The organism is Thermoplasmata archaeon, assembly GCA_035632695.1.
Classification (GTDB): domain Archaea; phylum Thermoplasmatota; class Thermoplasmata; order RBG-16-68-12; family RBG-16-68-12; genus RBG-16-68-12.
In genome coordinates, this window is record DASQGG010000162.1 from 1 (window position 1) to 4,805 (window position 4,805).

A 4,805-nucleotide genomic window follows, 5' to 3' on the forward strand; every position below is an offset into this window, starting at 1 on the left:
ACGTCTCCAAAACGGCGCTAGGCGGCTGGCGTTGCTCTTCGAAGAAGACCCAGTCCTCCAGGAACCATTCGACGGGGAGCTCGGTGAGTCCTGCCGCCGGTCCATCGTCGATGCGATAGGGCTCGTCGTCATCCATCCGGCTGCTGTCGTAGCGGAACCCGAGCTCCCGAAGGATCCCAGGCGTGCGTTCGCTCCATTCGTAGTACGGCGCCCGGAATCCCCGGGGCCTCTGCCCGGTGAATGCCTCGAGGATGGAGACGGAGCGTTCGTGGACCTTTCGCTCCGCGTCAACGTCGAGTTCGGCCAAGTGCTCGTGGAGGTAGCCGTGCGCCGCAAGCTCGTGACCCCGCCGAACGATGTCCCGGAGCATCTCGGGGTAGGCTTGGGCGGTCCACCCGGGCGTGAAGAACGTGGAACGGATCCCGTACTTGTCGAGCAGGTCCAGGATCCGGGGCACGCCGATTCGCGCGAACCGGCCCTTCGACAGGGCGACCGGCAGGTTGGGCGTCTCCCGCACCTGGGCGCTCTCCGCATCCACGTCGAAGGTCAGCGCGACGCGCATCTTCGCGTCCACGCGTCTAGCCTTCATGCTTCGTCCCCTCCGCCCCCGGTCGATCGGCTGTCCATCGAGGTCCCGCCCCGCTCGAGGGGCGCCGTCATGCATCGGGGTCCTCCACCGCCCCGCACGAGCTCCGATCCGTCGATCTCGATGAGGTCGACGCCCTCCTCGGCGAGGAGTCCGCGCACCCGTGCGTGGCCGCCGTAGGCGACGAGCTTCCGCGGGCCGAGGGTAATCGCGTTGGTCGCGCGGCGCTGGCGCTCGTAGGCGGTCACCTCGACGAACCGGAATCCGCGCCGCTTGAGCAGGGACAGGAGCGGCACCCGTTTGGGAGGCCTCCCGGGTTCGTGGACAAGGGCGGGAGCGCGGAGGGATGCGGGATGGACAATCGCAAGGTCCTCGTCCGCGATCATCATCGTTCCATCGAGGTGGATGGCCCAGTTGGGCAGAGGAACCGCTACGATGGTGCGCAGCCCGCGGGTCTGCGCGTACGCCCACACCTCGTGCAGGGCGGCCCGACTGCTCCGGTTCCCGACCCCGACGAGCAGCGTCCCCGCGTCCGCGAAGATCAGGTCGCCGCCCTCCAGGGTGGCCGGAGCCCGAATCCGGAGGACCTCAGGTACGCCTAGGCGCTCGAGGGCGGCTGCGACAATCCGCGGCTCGTCGCGGCGGACCGGGCTCCGCATTCCCATGCGGATGCCGCCTCCAGGCATCACGGTGGTCGTGTCGCGGGTGTACACCAGGTTCGGGCTCCTGGCCGTTCGTTCCAGCAAGGGTGAGCCGCGCAGGACGTCGCCCACGAGGGCGACCTGGACGCCCTCGCCGCGGAGCGCATCCACGAGGTGCTCGTGCTGGCGGCGGAACGCCACGGGGTCCACGGCGTCCTCGAACAGGTACCTGCCGTAGGAGGCCGGCCGGATGCGGTCGAGTTCCGGACCGGGCGCATGCATGAGCACCCGCCGCAACCGGCCGTGCTCGGGAAACCCGAAGTCCATCCGGTCCGGGGAGTCGGCCCGCGCGGCTTCAAGGTATGGTCATGGTGGCGAGGGGAGGACTCTCGTGCGCGCCGGCGGTGCAGCGCATCCGTGACCGGTCTGCAGCCCGGCGTCCCCCCTGGTCTCCCCGGCGCACCGCTCGTAAAGTGTAATAAACGACGGGAGTCTGCTTCAGCGGCGTGTCCGATCCCGAGGGGAGCGAAACGGAGGACGCCTCGCTGGAGGTCGCAGGAGAGCCGCCTCTCGTGGACAGGCTCCGGCGCAGGTCCGTGCGGCTCTTCGCAAAGCTGCCGCGGCCCGCGCGCCTGCTGTGGATCTCACTGCTCCTCCTCGGCGTCTACGCGATCGCATTCACGCTCCAAGGGCAGGGCATCGTCCCGCTCATCGCGCTTCCGGCCTTGGCCGTGGAGACGGACCTTCTGTTCCAGATGTTCCGGTTCCACAAGATCCGCGCCCCCGACGCGGCCATCGCGACGGGCCTCCTCCTCGCGCTCCTGTTGCCCCCGACCGTCCCACTCCTCCAGGCGGTGGGCGTCGCCTCGGCCGCGATTGCCCTCCGCCACGTCCTCCGCTTCCAGGACCGCCCCGTGTTCAATCCCGCGGCGGCCGGCGTCCTCATGGGCGCCCTGTTCTTCGGCCTCGCGCCGTCCTGGTGGGGTTCCGTGGGCATGTGGCTCGTCGTGGTCCTCGGGGTCGTCCTCACGCTCCGCACGCCAGGCTCCTGGCGTGTCCCGCTCGCGTTCTTCGTGTCCTACGGCGTCCTCTCGGTTTTGGCCAACCTGATCCTCGGCGAGGTGACCTCCCCACAGGTCCTCCTCCTCGGCGCGCTCGATCCCGCGATGTTGTTCTTCGGCTTCTTCATGGTGCCGGAGCCGCGGACGTCCGTGGTCCGTCCGACGGACCGCTGGATCTTCGGGCTCGCGGTCGGCGTGGCCACGGGGATCCTCCCGGCCGTCCTCCCGAGCCTGGCACCGCTCGTCGCCCTGCTCGTCGGAAATGGGATCGCGGTCGCCCTCCGCCGATCCCGCGCGGCGGAGGCGCCGCCCGTGGAGACCAAGACGCGATCCCCGTCTCGCACGCCCTCCAAGAGGGAGCGCGCCCGCCGACGGCACCAGCGGGTCGTCGTGGAAACCCGTTCGGAGTGGACCACGCCGCGACGCGTCGTGTCCGGAGCCCTCGTGGTCGTCCTCCTCGGAGGGATGGCCCTGGCCATGAACGCCCCGTCCACCACGCACTTCACGGCCGTCCGGCCGAGCCTGCCCGTCGCGGTCGGAAACGTCACCGCCACGAACAATTGCACGACGGACAACCCGAGCGTCCCCTCGGACGTGGCCTCGTTCCTCCACCAGCGGCTCGGTCCTTCCGTGATCCTGTCCGCGGACACGAGCTCGGGCACCGTGGTCTTCTACGATCCGGTGAACCGCGCGACCGTGACGGAGACGAACATCTACGAGGACTACGGGTTCGCGGAGTTCAACGGGGACGACTACGCGGTCATGGGCTGCAGCGGCTGATCCGCGGGCGGTCGACGGGTCGGCGTCAGCGGTCCCGCGCGGGTTGCGCGGCCGGGGTGAGTTGCGGGGTCGAGCGCTCGCTCCGGCGGTAGCTGACGAGCACAAGCGCCGAGGGGAGCGCGGCCGCCAAGGCCGCGAGCCCGAGGCCGGTCCCGAAGCTGTACGCGGTCGCCGCTAGGCCGACGGCAGGCTCGGCGATGGCGATCACGAGCGTGCCGAAGAAGGAGTTGATGGCGAGGACCGTGGCCCGGTCGTTCGAGGCGACCCGACGGTTGATGATCGTCGTGATCAACGGCGACTCGATGCCCCAGAAGATGTAGTCGGGGATCTGCGTGAGCACGCCGAGGACGAGCGCGAGATTGGGCGCAAAGAACCCCTGGGCCACCAGGTAGATCAGCGCAAAGGGCGGGTAGACGAGGAGGAACACCACGATCAGGCCGCCGGATTCCCCGAACCGCTCCAGGAGTCGGCCCACCGTGCGCCCTGCGAGCGCGGCGATGAGGAAGAATCCCGCGTAGATCGCGCCCAGGAGGGCGAAGTTGCCTTGGACGACCTGGTCCAGGAAGCGCGGACGGAAGAAGCCCATCATGTACGTGACGAAGCCCACGATGAGCTGGAACACGATCACGAGCACGATTTGGCGGTTGCCCGCCGCGCTCCGGAAGCCCGCGGCCACCTGGCGGAGGAGGTCGGGCTCGGGCTCGCGCGGGACGGAGGGCTCCTGGAAGCTGAGGCCGAGGATCAGCGCCCCCGCGCCGGGGATCGCGTACAGGACCAGGGGCAGGTTCAGGCCGCCCGTGCTCGCCACGATGACGCCGCCGCACACGGAGGCCAGGGCCGTCCCGAGGAACGCGTACATGGCGACCTGGCCGCTGACGCTCGGGTACCGCGCCTCCGCGTGGACCTCCACGAGCGTGTCGTAGAGGTACGCCGAGCCCGCGCCCCACAGGAATCCCGCGCCGAACGCCCACACGGAGTTCGCGAGGGCGAAGCTCGCAAAGTCGCCGGCGAGGCCGAACAGGACGATGCCCACCATCCAGATCCCAACGCCGATCACGACGGCCCTCTTGCGGCCGTATCGGTCCGCGAACGCGCCCGTGGGCATGGCGACGAGGAGGCTCACGATCCAGAAGACGACGTCCACGAGCGTCCCGAGGAAGTAGTCGTTGTGCAGGCGGTCGAAGAGCCAGAGGCTCCAGAACGGGCTCCACAGCTGGAAGGCGACGAGGATCTCGAACGCGTAGTACCGCCGGACCCGGGTCTCGACGTCATTCACGGCGCCCACGCGCGCGGCAACCGGCGTTGCGAGATAACCCTTCTGGACTTGCTGTACCCGGGCGCGCAGATCAGCCGACGAGCCAGCCGCGGGCGTCCGCGAGGAGGATCGCAAGCGCGAGGTTCGTGGACTCGAACTCGCCTCGGCGCGCGCGGTCCAGCGCTTGGGTGGGCGAGAGGTACAGCAGGGACTCGACCTCCTCGGGGTCCGGAGCCCGTCCCGTGGGCTTGCAGTCCTTCGCGAAGAAGAGGTGGAGCGTGCCGCTCAGGTAGCCCGTGAGGCTGTTGCCCGAGTAGAGGTGCATGAGCTTGCCTACGACCAGCCCCGTCTCCTCAAGGAGTTCGCGGTGGGCGCACGCCTCCGGGGATTCCCCGTTCTCCGCGGTGCCCCCCGGGAGGGCGACCGCGATCCGGCCGAGTCCGTGGCGGTACTCGTGGGGGAGCACGACCTTGCCGTCCAGG

At 69.6% G+C, this 4,805-nt stretch carries 5 protein-coding genes; 1 reads left to right on the plus strand and 4 read right to left on the minus strand.

Translation table 11 applies throughout. From position 1 onward, the window contains the following. On the minus strand, positions 1–589 hold a 589-nt coding region (locus tag VEY12_10115; protein ID HYM40472.1), incomplete at its 3' end, for a polysaccharide deacetylase family protein. Then, positions 586–1,554: an arginine deiminase family protein gene (locus VEY12_10120; GenBank protein HYM40473.1), complete on the minus strand. Its 969-nt coding sequence runs from the start codon at positions 1,552–1,554 to the stop codon at positions 586–588. The genes VEY12_10115 and VEY12_10120, both read right to left, overlap by 4 nt. A gap of 179 nt (positions 1,555–1,733) precedes the next feature. Here VEY12_10120 and VEY12_10125 point away from each other — a divergent pair, with 179 nt between their 5' ends. Next, positions 1,734–3,068, plus strand: coding sequence for an RnfABCDGE type electron transport complex subunit D (locus tag VEY12_10125; GenBank protein ID HYM40474.1), 1,335 nt, complete (start codon positions 1,734–1,736; stop codon positions 3,066–3,068). Positions 3,069–3,093: 25 nt separating this feature from the next. Here VEY12_10125 and VEY12_10130 read toward each other — a convergent pair whose 3' ends face one another. Together VEY12_10130 and VEY12_10135 are read right to left on the minus strand one after the other, a co-directional pair. Beyond that, positions 3,094–4,353 (minus strand): MFS transporter, encoded by a 1,260-nt coding sequence (locus VEY12_10130; GenBank protein HYM40475.1) that lies wholly within the window; start codon positions 4,351–4,353, stop codon positions 3,094–3,096. Positions 4,354–4,414: 61 nt separating this feature from the next. Continuing rightward, positions 4,415–4,805, minus strand: a 391-nt coding sequence (locus VEY12_10135; protein HYM40476.1) for an NUDIX hydrolase, incomplete at its 5' end; no start/stop codon positions are given.

Bases quoted from the DNA above. Each gene is read 5' to 3' on its own strand.
- VEY12_10120 (HYM40473.1), bottom strand. From the start codon at position 1,554: ATGGACTTCGGGTTTCCCGAGCACGGCCGGTTGCGGCGGGTGCTCATG.